General features: G+C 41.0%; 26 protein-coding genes. 8 read left to right on the top strand and 18 right to left on the bottom strand.

Annotation, left to right across the window (positions count from 1 at the left end; translation table 11 throughout):
- Positions 1-85 precede the first annotated feature (85 nt).
- From budA to ACVRYP_RS00120, 3 genes are read right to left on the bottom strand one after another with little or no spacing between them, the layout of a single operon-like run.
- Complete coding sequence (gene budA, locus ACVRYP_RS00130; RefSeq protein ID WP_447466796.1) at positions 86-805, bottom strand: acetolactate decarboxylase; 720 nt, start codon at positions 803-805, stop codon at positions 86-88.
- A gap of 13 nt (positions 806-818) precedes the next feature.
- Positions 819-2,045: a tetratricopeptide repeat protein gene (locus ACVRYP_RS00125; RefSeq protein ID WP_447466795.1), complete on the bottom strand. Its 1,227-nt coding sequence runs from the start codon at positions 2,043-2,045 to the stop codon at positions 819-821.
- Positions 2,029-3,198, bottom strand: a complete 1,170-nt coding sequence (locus ACVRYP_RS00120) for an AI-2E family transporter (protein ID WP_447466794.1) — start codon at positions 3,196-3,198, stop codon at positions 2,029-2,031. Before ACVRYP_RS00120 ends, ACVRYP_RS00125 begins: the two co-directional genes overlap by 17 nt.
- 158 nt (positions 3,199-3,356) lie before the next feature.
- On the opposite strand from ACVRYP_RS00120, the gene ACVRYP_RS00115 reads away from it, so the two are divergent.
- A complete protein-coding gene (locus tag ACVRYP_RS00115; RefSeq protein ID WP_447466793.1) occupies positions 3,357-4,373 on the top strand; it encodes a lactonase family protein in 1,017 nt (338 codons plus the stop codon).
- 45 nt (positions 4,374-4,418) lie between these two features.
- Complete coding sequence (locus ACVRYP_RS00110) at positions 4,419-4,610, top strand: hypothetical protein (protein WP_307121706.1); 192 nt, start codon at positions 4,419-4,421, stop codon at positions 4,608-4,610.
- A 134-nt stretch (positions 4,611-4,744) separates the two neighbouring features.
- Here ACVRYP_RS00110 and mgtE read toward each other — a convergent pair whose 3' ends face one another.
- Entirely contained in the window at positions 4,745-6,079 is a 1,335-nt protein-coding gene (gene mgtE, locus ACVRYP_RS00105) for a magnesium transporter (RefSeq protein WP_447466792.1), read from the bottom strand.
- Between the two features lie 231 nt (positions 6,080-6,310).
- Between mgtE and ACVRYP_RS00100 the strand changes: the two genes are divergently transcribed.
- Positions 6,311-7,297, top strand: a complete 987-nt coding sequence (locus ACVRYP_RS00100) for a hypothetical protein (RefSeq protein WP_447466791.1) — start codon at positions 6,311-6,313, stop codon at positions 7,295-7,297.
- Positions 7,298-7,876: 579 nt separating this feature from the next.
- On the opposite strand, the gene eno is transcribed toward ACVRYP_RS00100, so the two are convergent.
- Positions 7,877-9,181 (bottom strand): surface-displayed alpha-enolase, encoded by a 1,305-nt coding sequence (eno, locus tag ACVRYP_RS00095; RefSeq protein WP_307121709.1) that lies wholly within the window; start codon positions 9,179-9,181, stop codon positions 7,877-7,879.
- 171 nt (positions 9,182-9,352) lie between these two features.
- On the opposite strand from eno, the gene ACVRYP_RS00090 reads away from it, so the two are divergent.
- Positions 9,353-9,811 carry a DUF1694 domain-containing protein gene (locus ACVRYP_RS00090; protein WP_447466790.1) on the top strand — a complete coding sequence of 153 codons (459 nt, stop codon included), beginning with the start codon at positions 9,353-9,355 and terminating at the stop codon, positions 9,809-9,811.
- 22 nt (positions 9,812-9,833) lie between these two features.
- On the opposite strand, the gene yghU is transcribed toward ACVRYP_RS00090, so the two are convergent.
- From yghU to ACVRYP_RS00070, 4 genes are all read right to left on the bottom strand, one after another.
- On the bottom strand, positions 9,834-10,622 hold the full coding sequence (gene yghU / locus ACVRYP_RS00085) for a glutathione-dependent disulfide-bond oxidoreductase (protein WP_447466789.1): 789 nt from the start codon (positions 10,620-10,622) through the stop codon (positions 9,834-9,836).
- A 134-nt stretch (positions 10,623-10,756) separates the two neighbouring features.
- Positions 10,757-11,992: a sensor histidine kinase gene (locus ACVRYP_RS00080; protein WP_447466788.1), complete on the bottom strand. Its 1,236-nt coding sequence runs from the start codon at positions 11,990-11,992 to the stop codon at positions 10,757-10,759.
- Positions 11,989-12,678 (bottom strand): response regulator transcription factor, encoded by a 690-nt coding sequence (locus ACVRYP_RS00075; protein ID WP_447466787.1) that lies wholly within the window; start codon positions 12,676-12,678, stop codon positions 11,989-11,991. The genes ACVRYP_RS00080 and ACVRYP_RS00075 overlap by 4 nt, the downstream gene beginning before the upstream one ends.
- The gene (locus ACVRYP_RS00070) at positions 12,675-13,292 is read right to left on the bottom strand and encodes a GTP pyrophosphokinase (RefSeq protein WP_447466786.1); all 618 of its coding nucleotides are present in this window, start codon (positions 13,290-13,292) and stop codon (positions 12,675-12,677) included. The genes ACVRYP_RS00075 and ACVRYP_RS00070 overlap by 4 nt, the downstream gene beginning before the upstream one ends.
- Positions 13,293-13,633: 341 nt before the next feature.
- On the opposite strand from ACVRYP_RS00070, the gene ACVRYP_RS00065 reads away from it, so the two are divergent.
- Positions 13,634-14,281, top strand: a complete 648-nt coding sequence (locus ACVRYP_RS00065) for an endonuclease III domain-containing protein (protein ID WP_447466785.1) — start codon at positions 13,634-13,636, stop codon at positions 14,279-14,281.
- 59 nt (positions 14,282-14,340) lie between these two features.
- Entirely contained in the window at positions 14,341-15,201 is an 861-nt protein-coding gene (gene srtB / locus ACVRYP_RS00060; protein ID WP_447466784.1) for a class B sortase, LPKTxAVK-specific, read from the top strand.
- A 246-nt stretch (positions 15,202-15,447) separates the two neighbouring features.
- On the opposite strand, the gene ACVRYP_RS00055 is transcribed toward srtB, so the two are convergent.
- From ACVRYP_RS00055 to ACVRYP_RS00045, 3 genes are all read right to left on the bottom strand, one after another.
- Positions 15,448-16,476: a diacylglycerol kinase family lipid kinase gene (locus ACVRYP_RS00055; protein WP_447466783.1), complete on the bottom strand. Its 1,029-nt coding sequence runs from the start codon at positions 16,474-16,476 to the stop codon at positions 15,448-15,450.
- A 1-nt stretch (position 16,477) separates the two neighbouring features.
- Positions 16,478-18,433 carry an NAD-dependent DNA ligase LigA gene (ligA, locus tag ACVRYP_RS00050; RefSeq protein ID WP_447466782.1) on the bottom strand — a complete coding sequence of 652 codons (1,956 nt, stop codon included), beginning with the start codon at positions 18,431-18,433 and terminating at the stop codon, positions 16,478-16,480.
- Positions 18,434-18,846: 413 nt separating this feature from the next.
- Positions 18,847-19,773, bottom strand: coding sequence for a peptidase U32 family protein (locus ACVRYP_RS00045; protein WP_447466781.1), 927 nt, complete (start codon positions 19,771-19,773; stop codon positions 18,847-18,849).
- 133 nt (positions 19,774-19,906) lie between these two features.
- Between ACVRYP_RS00045 and ACVRYP_RS00040 the strand changes: the two genes are divergently transcribed.
- On the top strand, positions 19,907-20,206 hold the full coding sequence (locus ACVRYP_RS00040; protein WP_447466780.1) for a DUF3270 family protein: 300 nt from the start codon (positions 19,907-19,909) through the stop codon (positions 20,204-20,206).
- Positions 20,207-20,256: 50 nt separating this feature from the next.
- Here ACVRYP_RS00040 and ACVRYP_RS00035 read toward each other — a convergent pair whose 3' ends face one another.
- The 6 genes from ACVRYP_RS00035 to metK all read right to left on the bottom strand — a co-directional run bounded on the left by ACVRYP_RS00035 (position 20,257) and on the right by metK (position 24,717).
- Positions 20,257-20,805 carry a YtxH domain-containing protein gene (locus tag ACVRYP_RS00035; RefSeq protein ID WP_447466779.1) on the bottom strand — a complete coding sequence of 183 codons (549 nt, stop codon included), beginning with the start codon at positions 20,803-20,805 and terminating at the stop codon, positions 20,257-20,259.
- Positions 20,806-20,817: 12 nt separating this feature from the next.
- The gene (locus tag ACVRYP_RS00030; RefSeq protein ID WP_447466778.1) at positions 20,818-21,201 is read right to left on the bottom strand and encodes a DUF948 domain-containing protein; all 384 of its coding nucleotides are present in this window, start codon (positions 21,199-21,201) and stop codon (positions 20,818-20,820) included.
- Positions 21,202-21,222: 21 nt separating this feature from the next.
- On the bottom strand, positions 21,223-21,993 hold the full coding sequence (gene lgt, locus ACVRYP_RS00025) for a prolipoprotein diacylglyceryl transferase (protein ID WP_447466777.1): 771 nt from the start codon (positions 21,991-21,993) through the stop codon (positions 21,223-21,225).
- Entirely contained in the window at positions 21,990-22,922 is a 933-nt protein-coding gene (gene hprK, locus ACVRYP_RS00020; protein ID WP_447466776.1) for an HPr(Ser) kinase/phosphatase, read from the bottom strand. Before hprK ends, lgt begins: the two co-directional genes overlap by 4 nt.
- 136 nt (positions 22,923-23,058) lie before the next feature.
- Positions 23,059-23,331, bottom strand: coding sequence for a PspC domain-containing protein (locus ACVRYP_RS00015; protein WP_447466775.1), 273 nt, complete (start codon positions 23,329-23,331; stop codon positions 23,059-23,061).
- A 195-nt stretch (positions 23,332-23,526) separates the two neighbouring features.
- A complete protein-coding gene (gene metK, locus ACVRYP_RS00010) occupies positions 23,527-24,717 on the bottom strand; it encodes a methionine adenosyltransferase (RefSeq protein ID WP_447466774.1) in 1,191 nt (396 codons plus the stop codon).
- Positions 24,718-24,877: 160 nt separating this feature from the next.
- On the opposite strand from metK, the gene ACVRYP_RS00005 reads away from it, so the two are divergent.
- On the top strand, positions 24,878-25,101 hold a 224-nt coding region (locus ACVRYP_RS00005), incomplete at its 3' end, for a hypothetical protein (RefSeq protein ID WP_447466773.1).

Genomic DNA, 25,101 nt, shown 5'->3' with positions numbered 1-25,101 from the left:
ACCATTTCTATAGAAGCAAGAAGCGTTCTAAGGCCACATTCTGGTCTCTTTTGCTTGTTTAAAACCATTCACAAGTAAACTTATCTTATTCAGATTTATCGATATCCTCTTTGACTTCATCAATGTTAAATTTAGCAAAAAGAAACTGACGATCCTGCACAGGGAAACGTTGGTCAAGCTGATCAACAGGACCCACCTCAACTTGTCCTTCTTTGATCACATAATCAATCACGTGCCCCCCAAAAGTAAGGTCTTCAGAAATAAAGTGCAGATGATATCCTGCCACACTAACACCATGGAACATTTCAGGTGTCCAAATACCAACGATTGTTCCCTTGATATTGTCTCTCTTGTATTCCGGCTGATGAGTGGCAACTTCTGAAAATTTGATATTTGGTGAGGATTTTGGAATCATGCGAACATGCATGTGGGCAAACTCTCCCTTAATCTTAATCGATCGAAATAAGTTTTCCCCGTCATAATAGGACTCAATCCGTTTTTCCAATTCCTCAGAGGTCATTTCAAAGCGTTGCCTAAACACAACCTCAGCCATATGAAAGAGCACTGCTGCATAAGGTACCTTAATATCCGGAGCAACTTCCACCACTTCAGGCTCTTCACCAGAACCTTTAGCCTGATAGGCCTTGCCATCCAGCACAATCAACTCTCCATCAATACTGTCTAGGGTGCCAATCCCTAAATCCCCATGTTCTAGGAGTTCTTGAATCGTTAATGTTCCACCATAGAGCCCTGCCATTAAAGCGCCTAAGGTATTGTATTGAAATAATTTGACTAACTCCACCACTCATCCCTCTTTCTCAGTCATCTGCCAAAGCTGCCATCTCTAAGTCGTCTGGAACCAATTGCAGATAATGGTTTAGCTGTTGATTCGCTTCTTTAAACTCCCCAATCTCTCTTAAGACGAAAATAAATTCTTTTAGAAACTCTGGATTGTCTTGCAAATCAGTTGCTAATTGATGATAAGCAGATTCGGTTTCAGGTTTGTCCAAAGCGCGATAGGCCTTAGCCAAATGCCATCTTGTTAACACATGATCGATGCTATCCTCGGCAAGGTCAAGAAGGTCTTCATAGCGTTCCTGCTCTAGATAGAGAGTCGATAAACGTAAATCAATCTCTTCCACATCATCCGCCCAAGCTTTTGCTTTCAGAAGATATTGTTCTGAAAGGTCAGGATCTTTTAGCTCATAAGCATATTGAGAAGCAAGAAGCAACACAGAAACGGCTGTCTCATTCTTAGAGAGATAATCTTGCAATACATTTAAAGCCTCTTTGGTTTGATGTTCCGCATGCAAGGATTGCGCATAGGGATACTGATAGCCTTCAAATTCAGGGTTTAAGGTAGCCAATTGTTTGAAATAAAGATTTGCCCGCTGATACTGCTCCGTTTCAACGAACAAGGTTGCTAACTCGTATAAGATGTCGTCATGGTATTCCAGCTCAACAGCCTTCTCCAAAAACTCAATGGCTGCTTCAAACTTGCCTAAATTAGCATAGGCGTATCCTATTCGCTGATAAGTAGACACCCCTGTCTGCTCATAAATAGAACGATTGTCAACACTGGCATAATAGTTAATAGCAGACTGATAGTTCTCTAATTCGAGCTCAATTTCTGCTAAGCCAAATCGAATCAAATCATCATCGGTCAATTGACTAGCTTCTAATAACTTTTCCTTGGCTACATCAGCAAGCCCCTCTAATTGGTAGAAATCCGCTTTGGTCACCAAAGCTTCTAAATAATAAGGGCTAGAGGATTCAATCTGCTCAAGATAGGAAAAGGCCTGCTCAACTGCTCCATCTTCTATAGCAATCCTTGCCAGATTAATAGCTAGCTCTGGATAATTAAGCAACAATTGCTGATAAATCACTTCTGCTTGAGGCAGAAAACCAATACTTTCAAAATAAGCACCCAAATCCAACAACGTCTCTTCATCGTCTTCAACAAGTGCCTGTCTAAGATGGTATTCTACTTTTTCTAAATCTTGCGCTTCAAGCGCTTCTACCACTAATTTACTCTGAGATTCCATACTCTTCCTCTTCTGCTACCTCCTCATAAAGTCCGCTATAGGCTTGGTACCATTTGAATATTGCTTCAAAGACAACTTTGGCTGAGGCATAAACAGGTATTCCCAGTAAGACACCCCAAACACCGAACATCCGACCAGCGGTTAGGAGTATAAACATGATTGTTATCGGGTGAATTTTTAAACTTGAACCAATAATGAGCGGAGATACGAAACGGCCTTCAATCGTCTGTTCAATGATAAAAACAATGATAACTTTAATAAACATACTTGGTCCATCAATCAATGCTACAAGGAGAGCCGGAATCATCGCTAAAAAGCTTCCCAGATAAGGGACCATATTCAAGACACCTGCTAATACCCCTAGGGTCACTGCATAATCTAAACCGACGATGGAAAACAATACCGAAAACATAATTGCAACTATCGTTGCCACAGTAACCTGTCCCCGAACATAATTAGACAATTGACTATTCATGTCATGAAGGACTGCTCCAACTGGTTGACGCCATTTTGTCGGCATAAAGCGTGTTACCGTGTCATTCAATGTATGGCCATCTCTCAAGAGATAAAATAAAATAAATGGCATGATAATAACAGCAACAACAATCTGGGAAGTCGTTGAGACAAAGGAACTGACCCAGTTGACCGCACTTGTCGAAAAACCACGCGCAATTTCAGTAATTTGACCAGTCACCTGATCTAAAATATCGTTGATTTGTGGTCGGAATTGGGCAAAGCGATCGTCTTTTAACAAATCAGTGATGGCTCGATCCATCTGATTGACATAGTTTGGCAAGTTGTCTGCAAAACTAATCAATTGCTCCTGAAGACTAGGGATAAAGACTGCTAATCCCCAGATGATAAGCACGGCTACCACAAAAAACACAATACTGATCCCCCAAACACGGGGAATTTTCTGCCTCTCTAACCAGTCGACTCCAGGTTTCATGAGGTAATAAAGCAGACCGGATAAGATAAGAGGAAGCATGATAACACTTAAAAATTCAATAACAGGCTTGAATAAAAAGGCGGTCTTATTTAACATAAAGATGTTGATTAAAATCAATAAGGTTACCAAAAGGACCGTAACGGTCTGATTGTTGATGAACCAGCGGTAGAACCATGAGTGTTTCTGTTTTTTATTATCTTCCATAGTCAACCTCACTTTCTCTTTCATTTATTTTACCATTTTCTCTTTAAAAATCCCCCATTTACCATCTGTTAAAATCTTTTTTTGAAAAATCACTTTTGATAGAGCAACCCCTTTCTTTTGTGTTATAATAGCATAAACTAAGAAAAAGAGGTGTTCTTATGACAGAAACAGTTTATTTTGGTACCTATACTCGCCGCCTATCTGAAGGAATTTACCGTGCTCAATTTGATTCAAAAGCTGGCCAACTCAGCCAATTAGAACTTGTTGCCGCAGAACCAAGTCCTACTTATTTAGCCTTCGCTAAAAATGGCCAATTATACACTGTAGGTGCAGAGGATGACAAAGGTGGTGTCGCCGCATTTGACGCTGACTTTTCCCCTCTTAACCATGTTGTTGAAGATGGAGCGCCCCTATGTTACGTTGCCGTCGATGAAGAACGTGAACTCGTTTATGGTGCCAATTACCACAAAGGACAAGTTCTTGTCTATAAACGCCAAGAAGATGGTAGTCTAACCCTTGCAGATGTTTCTCAACATGAAGGCAATGGTCCCCATGAAAACCAAGCATCTCCTCATGTTCATTACACTGATTTAACACCTGACAACTATTTGGTAACTTGCGATCTTGGAACTGATGAAGTGGTTACCTATGATGTTAGTGAGGATGGGAAACTAACGCGACTTGCTACCTACAAGGCTAAGCCAGGAGCAGGTGCTCGCCACATTGTTTTCCATCCAACTCAAAAGATGGCTTATTTAATGTGTGAACTTAACTCAACTGTTGAAGTCCTCATCTATGATGGTGTTGGCCAATTTGAACTTCTTCAAACCATTTCAACACTTCCAGAAAGCCATACCGCATTTAATGGTACAGCGGCTATCCGTATCTCTAATGATGGGAACTTCGTCTATGGCTCCAACCGTGGACATGATTCTATCGTTGTTTATAAAGTATTAAACGATGGCACTTTGGAATTGGTGGAGTATACACCAACCAATGGAAAAAATCCACGCGACTTCGATTTAACACCGGATAACAAGCACCTGATTGCCGTTCATCAAGACTCTGACAACGCAACGATCTTCTCACGTGACGAAGCAACTGGCAAACTAACTGAAATCGCACATGATTTCACCGTTCCCGAGGCTGTTTGCGTGACTTTTGGAGCCAAATAACATATACTGAGATAGTAAACTATCAAACTATATAGGAGCCCAACAATGGACGCTAAAGAACTTTTTGAACAATTAAAAGATATCGTTAAAAATGGCGATTTCGACCAAGCTAAAACCCTTCTTGAAGAAAACAAAGATAATCTTGGTGAATACTTCGAGCAAGCTAAACAACTTTTAAACAACACAGAAGGCCTTGATGGTGTCCTTGACAAAGTCAAAGGAATCTTTGGGAAGTAATATGAAAACTCTGGTGCCAAGGGCGCCAGAGTTTTTTTGCACCCTGAAACTTTAGTTCAAAACCATGGAAACAAGGAAATGACAATCAAATAATAGCTGATACTAAACCTATCATGCAATACATTGGGTATCGTTTAGAGAATTAATGGTAAGAAGAGTTGCGCCAGGCCTAGGAAGGCAAAATAACCGAGAACATCTGTCGCTGTTGTGATAAAAATAGTCGAGGCTAAGGCTGGGTCCTGTTTTAAAGCCTTCAGGATAAGTGGTACAAAGTAGCCAAAAATAGCTCCACAAGCCAAATTAATCATCATGGCTAAAACAACAATCAGCGAGAGGTAAACGTTTCGGTAAAAGACAAACATGACAATAGCAGCTACGCCACCAGTCACAAAACCATTTGTTAGGGCCAAGCCAATTTCCTTCATGACTAGAGCCTTATCCTCTTTTAAATTCAACTTACCTTGGGCAAGTCCTTGAATGACCAAGGCTAAGGTTTGGGACGCTGAATTCCCTCCCATTCCGGTAATGATTGGACTGATTGCTGCTAAGGCCACAACCTGAGCGATAACCCCATCAAACAAGGCTACAGTCGCTGAAGCTAGGAAGGCTGTTACAAGATTGACCAAGAGCCAAGGTAGCCGCTTTTTCAGAGATTCTCTAAAGGGACCACCAATTTCTTCGGTCTCTGAGACACCCCCCATCCGCAAGATATCTTCTTGAAACTCTTCTTGCAGGACATCGATAATGTCATCGATAGTAATAATGCCTAAAATAACCTGACGGTGGTTAACAACTGGAACAACGGAGAGGTCATACTTAGCAGATAATTGTGCAACCTCCTCTTGATCAGTCTCTGGCGTTACTGTAATTAGTTGTGTGTTCATGAACTGATTTAAAGGTTTTGAGATGTCTTCTAAAAACAAGTCTCGTATGTCAATCCATCCGACTAAAGTGTTTATAGAATTGGTAATAAAAAGAGTGTCAATGACTTCCGTATTGGGTGAAATTTCTCTTAGTTTTTCTAAGGTCTGACCGACCGTTAAATGCTCCCGAATCGTGATAAACTCTGTCGTCATCAAACCACCGGCCGTATGAGGGTCATAAGCCAGCATGATTTGCAAATCTTCACGATTACTGTTTTTCATAAGGCTCAAATATTGTTTTCGGAGATCAATGTTAAGAGCACCCAGAATATCTACCACATCATCGTTGGGCATTTGATTAAAGATAGCGACTGTACGTTTAAAGGATAAATGACGAACCATCTCACGCTGTAAGAGCGGGTCTGACTCCCGAATAATATCACTCAATTGTTCATCATTAGCGATGGTCAAAAACTCTTTTAAGAGTTCTTCATCCTTTAATTCTTCCAGAGCAAGAGCAATATCAACTGGGTAATGGGTCGTCAGCACCTGCTCCAATAGCGCCACATCTCTATTAGCAATTAACTGTCTTAATAACTCTTCCATATCGTCACTCCTTCCTCAACTTATTTAGTATAGCATAAAATCAAGGAAGCGAGTATCTTAAATTTTTAGAAATAGTGAAAAAGAAGTCTTATCACTTTTTGAGCAACTTTCTTAAGCTGAGATATGGTATACTTAAAAGAAAAGGGAGATGACGATGTGTGAAACTTCCCCCTTACAGTCTCTCCCATGCTGATAATATCCTTATTTACTAGGATCTGATGGAGGTCACTCATGAAAAAAATCATTCAATCAAAGATTGCTAAAGTTATTCTTGCCCTTCTAACCCTCACACTGTTAGGAATTGCAGCTATCCTTGGATATGAACGCTTCACCAATTCCCGTATCCAAAAATTATCACCTTATTATACGATTTTGATGAACAAACATAGCCCATATACACCAGCAGAACTTGAGTATATGGTTCAAGCTCACCACTATACAGACCCGTTGCTTTTTAATGAGGAAAGATACCGAAAGGTTTATGCGCCCGTATCCTTTGAAGAAATGTCGGATATTGAAAAAGAACAAATTATTCTTTGGGCAGATGACCTCCAGTTAGAAAAACCTGCTGAATTAAAATCCAATGAATCATGGATTCCAACTACAAATCTGGCTATTTTTATCCCTGATCATTGGGAACAAAGCTATGAAGATCGTCAAACCACATCCGAAACAACCGGCATACCTAGCACTCTTGCTTTAAATAGTCAAGATCAATCAGGTGCCTTCGTATTTTTTGAACTTGTTAATTTGGAAAAAGAATTTACTTCTCTTGAAGAATATGCTACTTCTAGCGGTGTTGAAAAATTTTCTAAGATAGACAAGAGTAGTTTTTCATTTATAGACGAAATGCATCGGCAAAGAGCCCTTGACTTCAATCGAAGCATGGATTCTACCTATAATTATAAAAACATTACTGAGATGACGATTAATTATAGTCCCAACACCATCGATCATCGTCCGGTCTATCTTTACCAACAGCTGGTCAATTACAAAGATGGACAAGTCCTTGAATCTATCTATCTCTATGAAATAGATGGGTATTTCGTTGCAGCCAATGCCTATTATCGCCTAGAGGATAAAGAACAACACCAAAAAGCAGTTGAGGAAATGATTGCTAAGAGTCATACCTTCTATTTAGACTTCATGAGAGAAGACGAGCCAAGCCGTCATGGTATTACAATCGAGGAAGAAAATAAATTACAGGAAAACAAGTGAGAGTGGGGCAGAAGTCATGATTTCGAAGAAATTGACTTCCCTTCACTTTTTCAGTTTTAGGTTCAGGCTGAGAAGGTCTATCCTCAGACCTTCTCACTCCCACCTCCGCACAGTTGATTAGGACGGCCTAAAACGATTGCGTAGCAAGCGTTTTAGGCTTCCAATCAACAGTGGCTCATTGGTGCTAAAGCACCTAATGACCTGTGCAGGGGTAACACTAAAACTGGCATAGCCAGTGAGTGTTACGCCCAACCACTGCGTCTTGTTTAACTGGTGATAAATGATTAGAAGGCTAGGACTTTTTGCCCAGCCTCTTTTTTAAACTGTTATGGACTATGAGTCGGATTCAGAAACCACTACACAGATTTATACTCACATTACAGAAGGAATAAGAAATCAAGCGATTGATGCCCTTAATAATTTGTATTTCATGCCCAAAAACAATAAAAAAGCTCCTGGACTCAATCCAAGGGCTTCAAAACATTGATAAATCAAAAAGAAGGCATCTGTACTAGCCAGATGCCTCTCATGCTACCCCTCGCTATACTAGCTCAGGAATAAATTAGTCCTTTAACCAATTTATTTTTTAAGGTTGTAGAATGATTTCAAACCACGGTATTCTGCAACTTCACCCAATTGATCTTCGATACGAAGCAATTGGTTGTATTTAGCAACACGGTCAGTACGTGACAATGAACCTGTCTTGATTTGACCAGCGTTAGTTGCAACAGCGATGTCAGCGATGGTTGAATCTTCTGTTTCACCTGAACGGTGTGATACAACGGCAGTGTATCCAGCTTCTTTAGCCATTTCGATAGCATCGAACGTTTCAGTCAAAGTACCGATTTGGTTAACTTTGATAAGGATTGAGTTAGCTGCACCTTCTTGGATACCACGTGAAAGGTATTCAGTATTTGTTACGAAGAAGTCGTCACCAACCAATTGAACTTTGTTGCCAAGACGAGCTGTAAGAGCTTTCCAACCATCCCAGTCGTTTTCATCCATACCATCTTCGATAGTGATGATTGGGTATTTGTCAACCAATTCTTCAAGGAAGTCGATTTGTTGCTCAGAAGTACGAACAGCAGCACCTTCACCTTCGAATTTAGTGTAGTCGTATACACCGCGCTCTTTGTCGTAAAATTCTGATGACGCACAGTCAAAACCAAGGAAGACATCTTTACCTGGCACATAACCAGCTGCTTCAATCGCTTCAAGGATAGTTTCTACGCCATCTTCAGTACCCTCAAATTTAGGTGCAAAACCACCTTCATCACCAACAGCTGTTACCAAACCACGAGATTTCAAGATTTTCTTCAAAGCGTGGAAGATTTCAGCACCCCAACGAAGGGCTTCTTTGAAAGTTGGTGCACCAACTGGCAAGATCATGAATTCTTGGAAAGCGATTGGAGCGTCAGAGTGAGAACCACCGTTAACGATGTTCATCATTGGCGTTGGCAATACTTTAGTGTTGAATCCACCAAGGTAAGTGTAAAGAGGCACTTCAAGGTAGTCCGCAGCAGCACGCGCAGCAGCAATAGATACAGCAAGAATCGCGTTCGCGCCTAACTTACCTTTGTTTGGAGTACCGTCAAGTTCGATCATAGCACGGTCGATACCTTGTTGGTCACGAACGTCGAAACCGATGATAGCTTCAGCGATGATGTTGTTGACGTTGTCAACAGCTTTTTGAGTACCAAGACCAAGGTAACGAGATTTGTCACCATCACGGAGTTCAACTGCTTCGTGTTCACCAGTAGAAGCACCTGAAGGCACCATACCGCGACCGAATGCACCTGATTCTGTGTAGACCTCTACTTCAAGTGTTGGGTTACCGCGTGAGTCAAGGACTTCGCGAGCGTAAACATCAGTAATAATTGACATGTTGTACTCTCCTTTTGAGTTTTAATTTTTACCCCTTCATTATACCGCAAATAAGCTATTACTTCAAGGAAAAGTTTAAGATTTAAGAAAATGATTGAAAAAAACTGAAAACTATTTTTACAAGACGGCTTCAATTTGTCAGGATTATTTTCCCTATGGTATAATTGGAGAATGAAAGATTTAAATGAAACGATTCTCCAAAAAGCCAGCGGCGAAATGCGCTTGAAGCCTGGCGAACAGAACCTCTACTTGGGGACTTATCGCGAGCGTGTGTTCCTTGTTGCGACTACCGAAGAAGCAGAACGCCTAGAAGTAATGAACGGATTAGTAATTCTACTTGAAAATTACCTTCAGTCTCTCAAACCTCTCACCTTTAAACTCTCAAGTCATCTCAATCAAAGCACTCAAACTTTTTATATGAAGCTGGCTCAGCAGAAACAAATCCCTTTTAGCCTAATTGATGAAAACAACAACCAGTCCCCCTATGGCCTTGTTGTCCATACAGACCATGCCATCAATCAGGAAACGATCAATGTCCTTGAACTGCTACCTAAAAAGCAAGCAACTGAAAATAGTCAATCAGAAATACCTAAAAAAAGCTTCTGGACTAAACTCTTTGGAAAATCGTAAAAAAGCCCTGCTTGGGGCTTTTTTACTTGATTGGTGAATACTGTGCATCAACCCCACGCTTAACAGCAGGACGTTCCGCAATTTTTTCCGTCCATGCTTTAAGGTGTTTGTAGGATGCCACGTCAAGGAATTCATAAGCGCCTTGATAGAGCTTATCTTGAGCCAAGCGACCGTACCAAGACCAAATCGCTATGTCGGCAATAGTGTAGTCCTCACCAGCAATGTATGGTTTTTTAGACAATTCTTTATCCAATAAATCCAATTGGCGCTTGGTCTCCATGGTAAAGCGGTTAATCGGGTATTCCAATTTTTCAGGAGCGTAATTGAAGAAATGCCCAAAGCCACCTCCTAAAAATGGCGCAGCTCCTGTTTGCCAGAAAAGCCAATTGAGTACTTCTGTTCTTTGAGCAGGATCTTTAGGAATAAAGTGTTCAAATTTATCTGCCAAATACAGTAAGATTGAGGCTGATTCAAACACCCGGACTGGTTTTGCACCTGATTGATCTAGCATGGCAGGAATCTTGGAATTGGGGTTAATCGCAACAAAGTCAGATCCAAACTGGTCACCATCCATGATACTGATCTGATAAAGATCATAGGCAGCTCCCTTGATACCAAGCTCTAACAATTCTTCCAAAAGAACTGTTACCTTGATGCCATTAGGTGTTCCTAATGAATAAACCTGCAATGGGCTATCCCCAACCGGCAGCTCTTGTTCAAAACGGCTACCAGCTGTTGGACGATTAATGCCTGAAAATTTTCCTTGGTCGCTATCAGCAGCTGACCAAACTTTTGGTGGGGTGTAACTCATAAAATGGCCTCCTTTTTCTGAGAGTCGTCAGGTAGGTTTCTTTTAAAACAGTTCCCTGCTCCTCTTAAGTTAATATTATTTACAAATAATGATGGAAAAAGCTAGATTTCAGTAACTTGATTCTCTCTCTTTCATTACAGGGTCACGGTGAAGTGAATGAGCTCATCTTTATAGGACACATCCAGCCTCCCTTTAAATAGTTGAACACTGCGCTCCGCCATGGATAGACCGATACCAAATCCCTTAACATCGCTACTGTGAGACTGGTCTTGCCGATAAAATCTATCAAAAAAGCGTGAATAATCGACATCTTTCCCAGCAACGTATGTATTAGAAATGACGAGCCGAGCTTTTTTCCTCAGACGCGTTGATTGCGATAAACTAACGATAACCTGTCCACCAGGATCACAATACTTGCAAGCATTATCTAAAAGAATCGTTACTAGTTCAAATAAAGCCTTTTCCTCAGCTTGAACAATGACATCAGGTTGAATGGAGACTTGATAATCCAACTGATTTTTGGCTGTCAGCGATTTAAAATTTTGGGAAACATCGGCGACAACTTTAGAAAAATTGATATCTATCAGTTCAATGTCAGGCATTTCTTCCATTTTAGCTAAAAGAACCATCTGATTGATTAAGCTGGTTAGACGCTCTGTTTGTTCCTTGGTGCTTCTACTCCACTCCGTTTCTCCATCCAGCATTTCCTGAAGTTCAGTATTGGCTGAGATAATGGCAAGTGGTGTTTTCAGTTCATGACCAGCATTCGTAATAAATCGTTTTTGCCTCTCATAATTAGCAACAAAGGGTTCAACTACCTTAGCAGATAATACGGTCACAATGATAATAAAAATCAAGAGATTGCTCCCAAACATGACCATGGACAAACGGTGCATCCTTGTTTGACTTGTATAAAAAGTGGTCACATCAAGCACTACCAAGAGTGTTCGATCGTTCCCTAAGTCTGCTAATCGATAGGCATACGCCTGCTGTTTATTTCTAAAAATACCTGAATTACGACCTGAGCTGATGACTCTGTTGACAACCTGATCTTCGATTTCAGAAACAGCAAAGGCTGAAATTTGGTCCAAATAGAGGTTCTCAACCTCATTGTTTTTATCCAGGGTCAAGCTAAAATAGCGGTATTGATGGAGAAAATCCTCATTGGCTGTTTCTCCAAACTGGTCTTTCGCTTCTGAAACACTGGGGAACTTCCCCTTGTTTTCAACTAGGATCGTTAAAATGGTATCAATTTGTTTTTGGGACTGGTAATACTGTACGGAATTAAGAACTCCAATGACAGAGGATAAAATCACAACGATAGCTAAAGCAGCAATCAGGATAAATTGTCTTCTGAGGCGTTGAATCATTCGACACCCCCTCTCACAACTAGGGTGAAATCTTCATTTTCCTCACCTAGAATATCAAGATTGGCTTGCACTGATCGGAGCTTTTGCTTCAAATAGGAAATATAAATCCAGACATAGCCATCGTCAAACTCACTATCCGACTGCATGCCCCAGACATGCTCATAAAGCTGAACAGTCGTCAAAGGTTTGCCCACATGCCTCATCAGAAAGGCCAACAATTTGACCTCTTTATTGGCCAGTCTAATGGCATTACTGCCCATTAATTCTTGCTCTTGAGTATCTAAGGTGACATTGCCCAGTCGTAACAGTTGCTCACTATAGTTAGTTTCAAACCGTCGGCTCAAAGCTCTTAGCCTTGCGAGCAACTCTTTAAGTGAGATTGGCTTAGTTAGGTAATCATCCGCACCGGCATCTAACCCGTTGACACGGTCATCGATTTCAGCCATAGCTGTTAGCATTAGGGTGTAGGTCGTATTTCCATTCGATCTCATCTCTCTTAAAGCTTCAAGACCCGTCATTTTCGGCATCATGATATCTAAAATCAAAACATCATAAGCATTGTCCTGAGAAAGGCTTAGAGCTTGTTCCCCATCAAAAGCTTGATCAACCTCGTATCCTTCATGCCTTAATGCTGTCGAAAAAACATGGGATAGTTGCGCTTCGTCTTCTGCTAGTAAAATTTTCATGCATCCTCCTCAATTAAATCTCTAATAGTCTGCATGCTCAAATCACAAGAAGCCAGTTCGTCTGCACACCGCTTTAATTCGCGGGTCAATCGTTCTGGATTCTTAATCGTATGTTTATATTTCATTTGGTGTTCTAAACTTGCCCAAGAATCCATAGCAATGGTTCGCAGTTGGACTTCTACAAAATATTTCCCAGGCAGATGCCCCAGACAATCCTCGTGGGGTCGCTCTATTTCTAATATCAAATGATAGGAACGGTAACCATTTGGCTTTGCTTGCGTAATGAAATCTTTTTCTCTGACAATAGTGATTCCTTCTTGCGCTTTAAACCAATCGACTAATCGATAAATATCATCTATAAAACCAGTCACGAGTCGAATACCAATGGCATCCTTAATTTGTTTTAAGGCAGCTTGCGTGGTCTCAGGAAAACCTTTGCGACGGCATTTTTCCTGCATACTTTCTGATGATTTAATCCGACCTAAAAAATGTTCGAACAGTTTAAAGCCTGTCTCTACTTTTTGACGATTATTGGCTACTTCAAGTTGTTTTGATAACTCGATTAAAATAGCTTCAAGATGACTTTCGTAAGTACCATAAATAGATTGTGTCATGCGATACTACTCCTTATTTGCTTGCTATTATATCATCTTTCAGGTAAACTTTCCAAAAACAGACGGCAGACTTGAAGAACGACAATGACTTTAGTAAGATGAAAAGAGGTAAAGCTTGCAAAGCAAGGAAATCTTGGAAGATCGAAAATATAACGGATCTCTTCAGGAACAAACAGTTAGAGAACTAAATGTATCATGATTCTACCCAGAATAATCGACAACATAGCCTATGTTTTCAACTCTTCTACCTCCTTCCCTTGACCGAGCTTACCAAATGAAATTCTAAATAACAATTCTCCAGCCTCTTATAAGTTAGGACTCAAATGAAGAACAATTCAAAAATGACGATTTACACTTTATACCAAAGTTTATTGGAACACATAGGACATCAAGGAGACTGGCCAGCTAAGTCGCCTGAGGAGCTGATTGCAGGTGCCATTTTGGTGCAAAATACCCGCTGGGAGAATGCTCAACTCTCACTCGCTCGTCTTTCCCAAAAAACTAACGGTAATTTCAAAGACCTTTATCACTTACCGATTCAAGAACTCCAAGATTTGATTAAATCTAGCGGTTTCGCCAAAAATAAGAGTCGTGCTCTACATGATCTCTTTTGTTGGCTTCAGCAATACGCTTTTGATTATGAAACGATAGCTCAGTCTCATGGTGTCAATCTCCGTAATGAACTGTTAAAGCTTTTTGGTATTGGTCAGGAAACAGCTGATGTCTTGCTATTATATATTTTTAATCGTCCTGTTTTTATAGCAGACAACTATGCCAGACAGCTCTTTAGTTATCTTACAGGCACTGATTTCCCTGACTATACAAGCCTGTCTAAACTTATTAATCTACAGGAATTCACCCTAGAGGAAGCCCAGCAGTTTCATATTCTCATAGATGAATTTGGCAAACATTACTGCAAGTCGAACACCGGAATACAGACTTCCTTTTTACAGACTAAAAGTTTAATAGTCAATAATTATTCAAATTAGTGGCTATTTCTTAAGCTTTTTTGCTATAATATTGGAAGAATAAAAAATGAGGAGATGTTATGAAACGTTCTCAAAAACACTTAAAGTCCAAGAAATCTTGGCTGACGCTTATCTTAGCAATACTGGCTATAGGGACTACCGTTTGGTTCGGGGTCACTCACCTACAACAAAATAAAGTAACTACACCAAGTAGTAGTACACAAATAACAAGTTCAACATCTACAACAGAGAGTTCCTCTGAAGAGGTTCCTCCTTATACGGTTTCTGAAGAAGAAAAAGCTTACCTAAAATCTCGTTTTGAACCTCTATTAGCCCTTAATGCGGACACCATTGCTTATGTCTATGCTCCGGGTACTATGCTGGACGAACCCGTTGTTCAAGGGACTGACAATAACCACTATCTTGAGTATACTATTGATGGCCAATATTCACCATACATGGGAACTGTTTTTATGGACCATGAGAATTCCAAAAATTTTGAAGATAGTCTGACTTGGTTATTTGGCCATGCTAGGGGGAGTACGGTTCCCGATCACCGCATGTTTAACGATGTGAATTTTTATGAGGATCAAGCATACTTTGATCAACATCGTTACGTCGTCATCGAAACACCCGAGCGTAAATATTACTATGAGGCCGCCTTCTTTATCATCGTTCCAGAAACAACAGCTTTCTACAGAACATCCTTTGAAAGCAAAGAAGTCTTTGCAGACCAACTATCATCCGTGAGTCAAGATGCTAAAACAAAGGCCAGCAATATAAAGATTAACCCGGATGATAAATACCTCGTCTTATCAACTTGCCGTGAAGAAGATGAAACCATTCGAAGCAATCTCTATCTGCGCCAAATTCCTGATTCGGAATTAACAGCATTTCTTGCAGAACATGGAGATAGCCTCGCCTATCAGCCAACACGATAAACTAAAAGCGAGCTTGAGACAAAATGTCTCAGACTCGCTTTTGTGTATTAACTTCAGGAGCGTGCGCAATGGCTTGGAACTTTAAAAAATTGGGGAAAGTTGGTAATGAGATTGACACAGCCCTTTTCAAGCAGTCTGACCAAAAAAACTGTCAAAGAATCCCCTGGCTTTGCTCGTTTTAGTGTTATCTAATCGCTACATCTGCTTTTTTCAAATCAACATAAACATTCAAACTTAATCCTTGGATTAAAAATTCAGTTCTTCCGCTTCATGGGCAAATTTCTGAACATTTTCTTCGATTTCCAATTCAAATGGATCCATACTATAGGCTGCATCAGAGATTTCATCAGTATTGCAGAAGAATTCAATATGATTTTTCAGATTCTTGAGTTCAATAGGAGCATCCCCTCCATATTCCCCGTCTAAATTAATCATCATTGGACGACTATCCGTAGGTGTTTGAGGTTCAATTTTGATAAAGCTGGTCTTGAGGTACTCAATTTGTCGGTGTTCGACATGTTTACCCCCTTGGAGGACCAAACGAATCAGATGCAAGATTTCAAAGAGGTTGCTAGTTTTAACCATAATCAGCGTAAAATTACCATCATCCAACATAGCATCTGGCGCAATCTGTTCAAAACCTCCGATTGTATTAGTAAGGGCTGCAAAAATCATTGATACCTTGCCCTCAAAAACACCATGATCATGCGTCACCTTAACAGGGGTCAACTGGATCTGAGGAAGGAGTTCTGCACCTTTAGCAACATAGGCTAAATACCCAAATATCGTTTTTAATTGACTCGGCACACTATAGGTCAATTCTGTCAGGGTACCTGCTGCTGCGATATTGATAAAGAAGTCCGATTGACGAGCCAGGCCAATATCCATTTTTATGGTTTGATTTTTTCCAATAATATGCGCAGCCGCCACTGGATTAGATCGAGGCACTTTGAGAGCCCGTGCATAATCATTGGTTGTACCAGTAGGGATAATTGCTAACTTAGGACGATTCTCTAAAGGAGCGATGCCATTGACAACCTCATTTATCGTGCCATCGCCTCCTGCCGCAATGATTAAATCAAAGCCTGCCAACCCTGCTCGACCAGCTTCTCTTCTAGCAGATTCAGGATCAGAAGTTGTTTGGAAGGCTGACGTCTCATATCCGTATCCCTCTAAGATATCCAACACCTCAGCCACATGCTTTTTCATGATTTCTTGCCCCGATGTTGGGTTATAAATCAATCGTGCGCGTTTCTGTTTTTCCTCTAAAACCATATTACAACTCCTCTAACCAAGCCTCATCTTTTATGTCAATTCCTAATTCTTGAGCTTTCACTAGCTTGCTACCAGCATCTGCTCCAGCTACAACAATAGCTGTTTTTTTAGAGACAGAGCTCGATACATTAGCCCCCAAGGCTTCTAATTTTGCTTTTGCTTCACTTCTCGTCAAGCGCTCTAACTTTCCTGTTAAGACGATGGTTTGTCCTGATAGCGGAGCATCAGAGGAAGCTACAAATCCTTTGTATGCTAAGTTTAAGCCCAATTCCTTAAATTCACTTAACAGTAGCTGGGCTCCTTCAGTGGCAAAATAGGTTTTGAGACTCTTGGCAATGACCGCTCCTAAACCATCGATAGCCGCAATCTCAGCTTCATCAGCCAATGCCAACTGGTCAATGGCGCCAAACTTTTCAAGGAATAACCTCGAAGCCTTACTGCCGATATGTCGAATGCCCAGACCAAAGAGCAGCCGCTCTGCAGAATTATCCTTAGAATGCTCAATTGCAGACAAGAGTTTGGTCGCAGACTTTTCTTTGAAATTAGGTAAAGCTAGCAAATCTTCCATGGAAAGGCGATAAAGATCAGCCACATCGTGTACCAAATCAGCGCTGTATAGCTTATCCACAATCGATGGGCCCAGTCCTGAAATGTTCATGGCATCTCGACTCGCAAAATGTGCTAAGCGTACCTTAATCTGTTCTGGGCATAGTGGATTAACACAACGTAGAGCAACTTCATCCTCATAATGTTGAAGCACCCCTCCACAGGATGGGCAATTTGTTGGCACCGCCATCTCTGTTTGGTCACTCCGATCTCTCATAACCACATGCAACACAGCAGGAATAATGTCTCCAGCCTTGTAGACCACTACAGTATCACCGATTCGGATGTCTTTTTCTGAGATATAATCAATGTTGTGCAAGGTCGCCCGACTAACCGTTGTTCCTGCTAATTGAACAGGTGTTAAATTAGCTGTAGGCGTCACAACTCCGGTACGCCCCACAGTCCAACCCACTGACAAAAGCGTCGCTTCTTTTTCCTCTGCAGGAAACTTGTAGGCTACAGCCCAACGGGGGGCCTTGACTGTAAACCCAAGTTCTTCTTGCATCGATAAGGCATCAACCTTGATGACAATGCCATCAATCTCATATGGAAGGGCATGGCGTTCTTCTTCGACACGCTTGATAAACGCCCATACATCATCAATATCACTCGTTTTAAGATGAAGAGGATTTGTCGCAAACCCTAATCTTGATAACTTTTCAAGCACCTCTGATTGTCTGTTAACATCAGATGGGCTAGCCTCTTGATAAAGAAAAGTAGCCAAACCTCGCTTTGCGACAATGGCAGTGTCTAATTGTCTTAAAGTCCCAGCTGCTGCATTGCGTGGGTTCGCAAAAATGGCTTCTCCTGCTTCTTGCCGTTGCTGGTTGATCTTTTCAAACGATTTCCGAGGCATATAGCACTCTCCACGAACGGTTATGCTGATTGGTTCAGGTAACCTAAGTGGAATGTCTGCCACTCGCCGTAGATTTTCAGTGATGTTTTCTCCGGTAGTGCCATCTCCTCTAGTCGCACCAACCGTCAGATAACCATCGACATAGGTCAACGAAATCGATAAGCCATCAATCTTCAACTCACAAAAATACTGCGCCTCTGGAAACGCTCTTTTCACCCGTTGGTCAAACGCTTCTAATTCTACGAGGGAAAAAGCATCCTGCAAACTGTAAAGCGGATACTCGTGCCTATACTTTTCAAAGCCATCTAAGAGACGCCCTCCTACACGGTGAGTTGGGCTATCAGGCAAAACCGCCTCTGGGTATTTTTCTTCTAAAGCAACCAGTTCTCGGTATAGGCGATCATACTCCGCATCGGATACCATGGGTTGGTCTTCAGTATAATAGGCTGAGGCATACTGATTAAGCAAAGCCACTAATTCTGCTATTTTTTTCATAGTCTTATTTTATCACAAGTTCGTCTAATTCTTAACCTGAAAACTTAAGGGACAAAAAAGACTTTAAGCAAGCTCAAAGTCTAAGATTGAAGACAAAGTCTCTTTTGAAACTTTCCTTAGGTGATAACGGACGGTAGCGACTCCCTTCGGGATTCCAAACCTAAGTTTTGAGCCTAAGGTCTCCAAACTTCCGAGTGCCTGAAACTATTGCGTTTCAGGCACTTTTATCACAGCGGAAAGTTTCGATAATTGCTCGCTTAGCTCGCAAAAGATCATCTCTTTAAAACCTTGCTAGAACTTTGTAATGTCCTGTTGACAGAAAAACTAGGGTTTGTCTACGTTCTCAGACTTTAAGCAAGCTCAAAGTCTTTCTTTTGGGTTTTTAACAGTTGACATCAAAGAGATGGATGTCGTTATTTAACCATTCCAGGGTTAAATTCATAGAAACCAGTGTCCAGTCCTCGATTTGCTGGATGAAATTGCCGAATTTGCTCATCCAATTGGAAGGCTTGCTCTTGACTAAAGGTCCCAGCCTCAATAGCATCTCTTGCAGTAAGAAATAGTTTTGTAATCTCGACAAAGTTGTCTTCAGGACAATAGATACCATCTAATTTCCAATGGTCAAATCCATGCTCAACCAGTTCTAAAAGTTTGGTCATCATGTCGATATCATTGTTAATAAAAATATGGGTCCCATGATTATCCTCATAAATCGAATAGTGCGTCTCCGGTTTATTGGGCTCAGATAAAAAGAGACCACGGTCCTTGTCTTTTGCTTCCTCCTGGTGGGTAAAATTATAGTAATTTTGCAAAAGAGGGCGTTTTGAGTGATGAATGACTGAAGCCCCATAAACAAGGATTTCTGCAGGAATCTCGACATTCTTAGCAATTTCAAAAAGCTCAGCTGAAGGAATCTCTCTGGCCAATACGGCCTCAGTCGCTCCGTGTTGGCCCCAAAAATTTAGCTGTCGACTACTGGTAGCCATGACAGATGTATCGTAGATAGCTTTAAAGGGGTAACCATCTCTCTTTAAAACATAGAAAACACCTGTATCTCCAACGGTTACATAATCTGCTCCTATGTCTTGTAAAAAATCAAGATAAGGTTTGATACGATCCATCATATCCTGATGCATCAGAGCATTAACGGCAACGGTAATTTCTTTTTCTGCATCGTGAGCTAGCCGTGCCATTTCTGCCAACTCTTCATGCGAAAACGTTTTTGGTAATCGTAAGCCAAATTGTTCTTCTCCAATGTAGATTCGGTCTACACCAAGCTCCAAAAGTTTCTTGGCCTGATCAATACTTTCTGCTGTCGCTGTGATTGTGATTTTTTTCATGATACTATTATAACTTTTTTTAATCAAAATACCAAGTTTCTCTAATAAAGGGAAGAATAAGCTTTGTAACATAAATGTAATATAAATTTAACGAATTTATGATATTATAGAATAGAACTTCGAGGAGAGAGAAATGGCCCTAAGAGATTATAAATACGACCAGGAAAACGTCGTCCCACTGCGTCCTAAAGCAAGTTATGACGCCTACGAAGAGAGCAAAGAGGAAGAAACTCTGGTAGTTGAAGAAATTCTATTCTTCGCTAATATTGCAATTTTTGCTATTGCAAGTGTCCTCAGTATCTTTATTCTGTCAGCTCTTAAACTAAATACTGTATTAGCCTTTGTGCTTGGAATGGGCGCTGGTATCTTAGTCTTGCAGACTTGTCGAGTCATCATGAAGAAATACAAATATCAATTCAAAAAAACAGATTAAACATTTTCGTTTAATCTGTTTTTTATTGATTTTCATGTAACTCTAAAACATTAAAGATAATCACTATTATCTTCAGGTGCTTCACTCAAGTCCTCTAAAAGCTCAGACTCAGGAGCGATGACATCATCTGCTAGCAAGTCGACTTCATTAAGATCAATGGTAATATCTTCGGAAATTGACTCCCCATCAAATTCGTCTGTCTCTGACCACTCAGCTGCTTCTACATCTTCAGCAAAATCAGATCCTTCACTAACGACCTGATCCTTAAGGCTTGTGAAAAAGTCTTCTTGACTAATACAGTCTTTCCACTCAGCTGCTTTTTCTCTCACAACTTCTACAAGATCATCAGTTGTTAATTCACCGGTCTCAAACTTGTGACGAACATCACTGTATTTCTCAACAGCTTGATTTTTGATTTCATTAGCACGCTCAGCCCATTCCGAATGTTTAGCATCTGGATCTTCTTGATAATCCGTTAGAAATTCGGCTACTTTTTGCTTAACAGCCTTTCCAGTTTTACTAGCTAGAAACATAGCAGCTGCTGCACCACCAGCAGCTCCTAACAAGACTGTGGTAAAAAATTTATTGGATTTTGACATAAGAATGCCTCCTTATTTTTTTAAAATCTTAGAAACAAGACTAACTGCAGACAATGTCTTTCCAGCCTTAGCTGTTGACTTTCCCGCTTGACCAGCCTTTGATGACAATTGACGTGCAGAACTATTCAAGTCAGAAACAGATTCTGAAAGATCTGAAACGGCTTGAAAAAGCGGGTTAATCGTCACCATTTTACCATTAACATCGTCTACTAAAACATTTGCTTTTGCTAAGATTTCGTTGGTTTGGTAAAGTGTCACATTAACATCACTGGTTAATACTTTAATGGTTGTTTGCGCCTCATCAATCATCTTAGAAACCTTATTCAACACAATGATCAAAAACACCACTAAAGCCACAAAAGCAATAGCAATAATCAAAAGAGCAATATCACCCATAAATAAACTCCTATCCCAGCCCTAATAAAGAGGCTGATTTTTATTTTTTCGAATCACTACGATGAGCGCTAAGCCCAATGCAATAATAACTAAGGACAGCCATTGCGATACACGCAGGCCAGCAACCATTAAACTATCCGTCCGCATGCCTTCGATGACCATGCGACCAATACCATACCAGATGAGGTAGAAAGCTGTAGGCTCTCCACGCTTCATCCACCCCCGATGCCGTATGCTCATAAGAACCACAAAGCCTACTAAATTCCACAACGACTCATAGAGAAAAGTTGGTTGTCGGTAGCTACCGTCAATATACATTTGCTCTCTGATAAAGGTGGGCAAATAATTGAGACTGCCTACCGCCTTACCATAAGCTTCTTGGTTGAAAAAGTTCCCCCATCGACCAATCGATTGGGCGATCATAACGCCAGGCACCGCAATGTCTAAAAGATCCAGTGGCTGAATAAAATGATACCGTGAAAAGAAATAAAGGACGATAGCGCCTGCTATTAAACCGCCATAGATGGCAATTCCACCATGCCAAATGGCAAATATTTCGGCAAGATTATCTTTATATTGGTCCCAAGAAAAAGCGACATAATAAATTCTAGCACCGATAATGGCAATGGGAAATGCCAACAAAATGAAATCGACAACCTGATCCGATTCAATTTTTTTTCGCGGGGCCTCTTTCATGGCCAAATAAACACCTAGTAGCAGGCCAGTAACTATACATAAGGCATACCAGCGTATTTGTATCGGTCCAAGTTCTATTGCTATGGGGTCAATCATTTGATCACCCCATTCTGATCAATAAGATTGGTTAGGCGATCCTCAAATGTTTTCGTGGCATCAAATCCCATTTCACGGGAACGATGGTTCATGGCTGCTGCTTCGATGACAACGGAAATGTTACGACCCGTTTTAACTGGGATACGTACTCTTGGAATTCGCACATTAGCGATTTCGATTTCTTCATTGCCATTTCCTAAACGATCAAAAACCTTATCTTTTTCATAATTTTCGAGATAAATAGATAACTGAACTGGTGAGGAGTCCTTGACAGCAGAGGCACCGTAGAGACTCATGATGTCGATAATGCCGACTCCTCGAATCTCAAGAAGGTGGCGAAGAATTTCCGCAGGTTCTCCCCAAAGCGTCACATCATCCTTAGCATAAACATCGACACGATCATCAGCGACTAAGCGATGTCCCCGCTTCACAAGTTCAAGACCAGTTTCCGATTTACCGATACCAGAATCACCTTGAATCAGAACACCCATACCATAAATGTCCATTAAGACACCATGAACACTTGTTCGTTCTGCCAAACGAGAATCTAAGTAGCTAGAAATTTCTCCAGATAAGCGACTGGTTGGGATCTTACTCTGTAGAACAGCTATGCCTTCTAATTTTGCAGCTTCAATCATTTCATCAGGAATTTCCAATTCTCGAGAAATTATAAAAGCAGGTGTTTCAGGTTTAATCATATTGGTAAAAACCTGAAGGCGATTATGGGATGTCATTTTAGTAAGGTAAGACCACTCTTTCATCCCAATTAGTTGTATTCGCTCTGGCGCATAATAGTCAAAGTAGCCCGTCATCTCTAATCCTGGACGCGAAATATCCCCTGTAGTGATCTCTTTTTGCAAGAGTTCTTTTGTCCCATAAATAACGTTCAGACGGACCTTTTCAACTAATTCTTTTACTGTAACTGCCATAAATCTCCTTCCCTATACGTTGATACTATTATAGCATTTAATGCCAAATTTGACTTATGAAAACCCTTAACGTAATTGTTTTATTTTCAAAGAAAAAAGACCCTAACGGGCCTTCTTTTTTAGGGGGAGGAGCAAATTACCAGAACCAGTTACCATCCGGCTTGATTTTTTCAGCTTCCTTAATCCGACGAGGACCTTGTCCGTAATGTTTACGCTCTCGATCCTCTTTAAAGGTCAAGAAATGGCTTGCTAAAACATAAACCAAAACCCCAATAACAGGATTGAAGACTGAAAAAACAAAGAAAAGAAGGCGAAGATACTGGAGATTCCAGCCAAACTTATCTGAAACTCCTGCGAGTACGCCGGAAATCATTCTATTTTTTCGGAGCTTATAAAGACGAACTTGCATATTATCCTACCTCCTTTCCTTACTGGTTACTACTATTATAAGCCATCTCTCTTATTTTTGAAATCCGTCCAAAGACCGATTTCCTGACTTCTTCCTAGTAAGAGAATACTTCAAAACACTGCTATTTCAAGCATTTGACCCATTAAGCTATATCAAAAATCAAAAAAATCAGTCCTAAGACTGATTGTCAATTATTTATAAAACAGAAGCTCTTAAATCATCCACTTTATCTAAGCGTTCCCAAGGGAGATCAAGATCTGTTCGACCCATATGTCCATAAGCTGCTGTCTGACGATAGATAGGCCGTTTCAGATCCAACATCTGGATGATACCCGCTGGGCGCAAATCAAAGAGATCACGCACAGCTTTTTCTAGCTTGCTTTCAGCTACTGTTCCTGTTCCAAAAGTGTCAACACGAACAGATACAGGACGGGCAACTCCGATTGCGTAAGCTAATTGCACTTCAGCTTTATGAGCAAGACCAGCTGCAACAATATTTTTAGCAATATAGCGGGCTGCATAGGAAGCCGAGCGATCCACTTTAGTCGCGTCTTTTCCAGAAAAGGCACCACCACCATGCCTCGAGTAGCCACCATAAGTGTCAACGATAATCTTACGTCCAGTCAAGCCAGAGTCACCTTGAGGACCACCGATAACAAAGCGCCCTGTCGGATTGATAAAGAATTTAGTCTCGTCATCCAGATACTGCTCTGGAATGACAACTTTGATGACCTGTTCAATGATATCCTGACGGATTTGTTCATTGCTGATTTCAGGGTCATGCTGCGTCGAAATAACCACCGTGTCCACCCGAACTGGCTTATCCTGCTCATCGTATTCGACTGTGACTTGTGACTTAGCATCTGGCCGTAGATAGGCAATTTGGCCTGACTTCCTAAGTTCAGCTAGAGTTTTCACCAGTCGATGGCTAAGGGAAATAGGTAAAGGCATGAATTCAGATGTTTCATTAACCGCAAAACCAAACATCAACCCCTGGTCACCTGCACCAATCAAATCAAGTGGATCTTGACCACCTGACTCTCTGGCTTCGAGGGCTTCATTGACCCCTTGAGCGATATCTGGTGATTGTTCAACAAGAGATGGATGAACACCTACTGATTCAGCCGCAAAACCATACTCAGCATTGGTATAGCCGATATCAGCTATGGTGTCCCGAACAACACGATTAATATCCACATAAGCAGTCGTTGAGATTTCTCCAAAAACATGGACTGAGCCCGTATAGACTGCTGTTTCTGCAGCGACATGAGCCTCGGGATCTTGTTCTAAAATGGCATCCAAGATAGCGTCAGAAATTTGGTCTGCAATCTTATCGGGATGGCCCTCCGATACTGACTCAGACGTGAAAAGTTTACGTTCAGACATGTGATGTCCCCCTTTTAAAAATAGTTTTGACTAAGCGAAATAGCTCTAGAAGTCCTCTAGCTCCTCAAACCAATTTAGTTTTAGCAGTCCGCAACTAGCGGCTGGCGTTGAAAAGAGAGCGGCGTTAACAGCCTATTTTCTTAGCGGATCCAGTTACGACATGAGGTTTGGAAAACGATATTTTTTCCAAACCGAGCGAGTAAGTCGCTTAGGCAGTCCGCAACTAGCGGCTGGCGTTGAAAAGAGAGCGGCGTTAGCAGCCTATTTTCTTAGCGGATCCAGTTACGACATGAGGTTTGGAAAACGATATTTTTTCCAAACCGAGCGAGTAAGTCGCTTAGGCAGTCCGCAACTAGCGGCTGGCGTTGAAAAGAGAGCGGCGTT

This window comes from Streptococcus rifensis, from assembly GCF_053203525.1.
The sequence above is the reverse complement of the archived record's forward strand: the minus strand, read 5'-3'. Positions and strand labels throughout refer to the sequence as shown.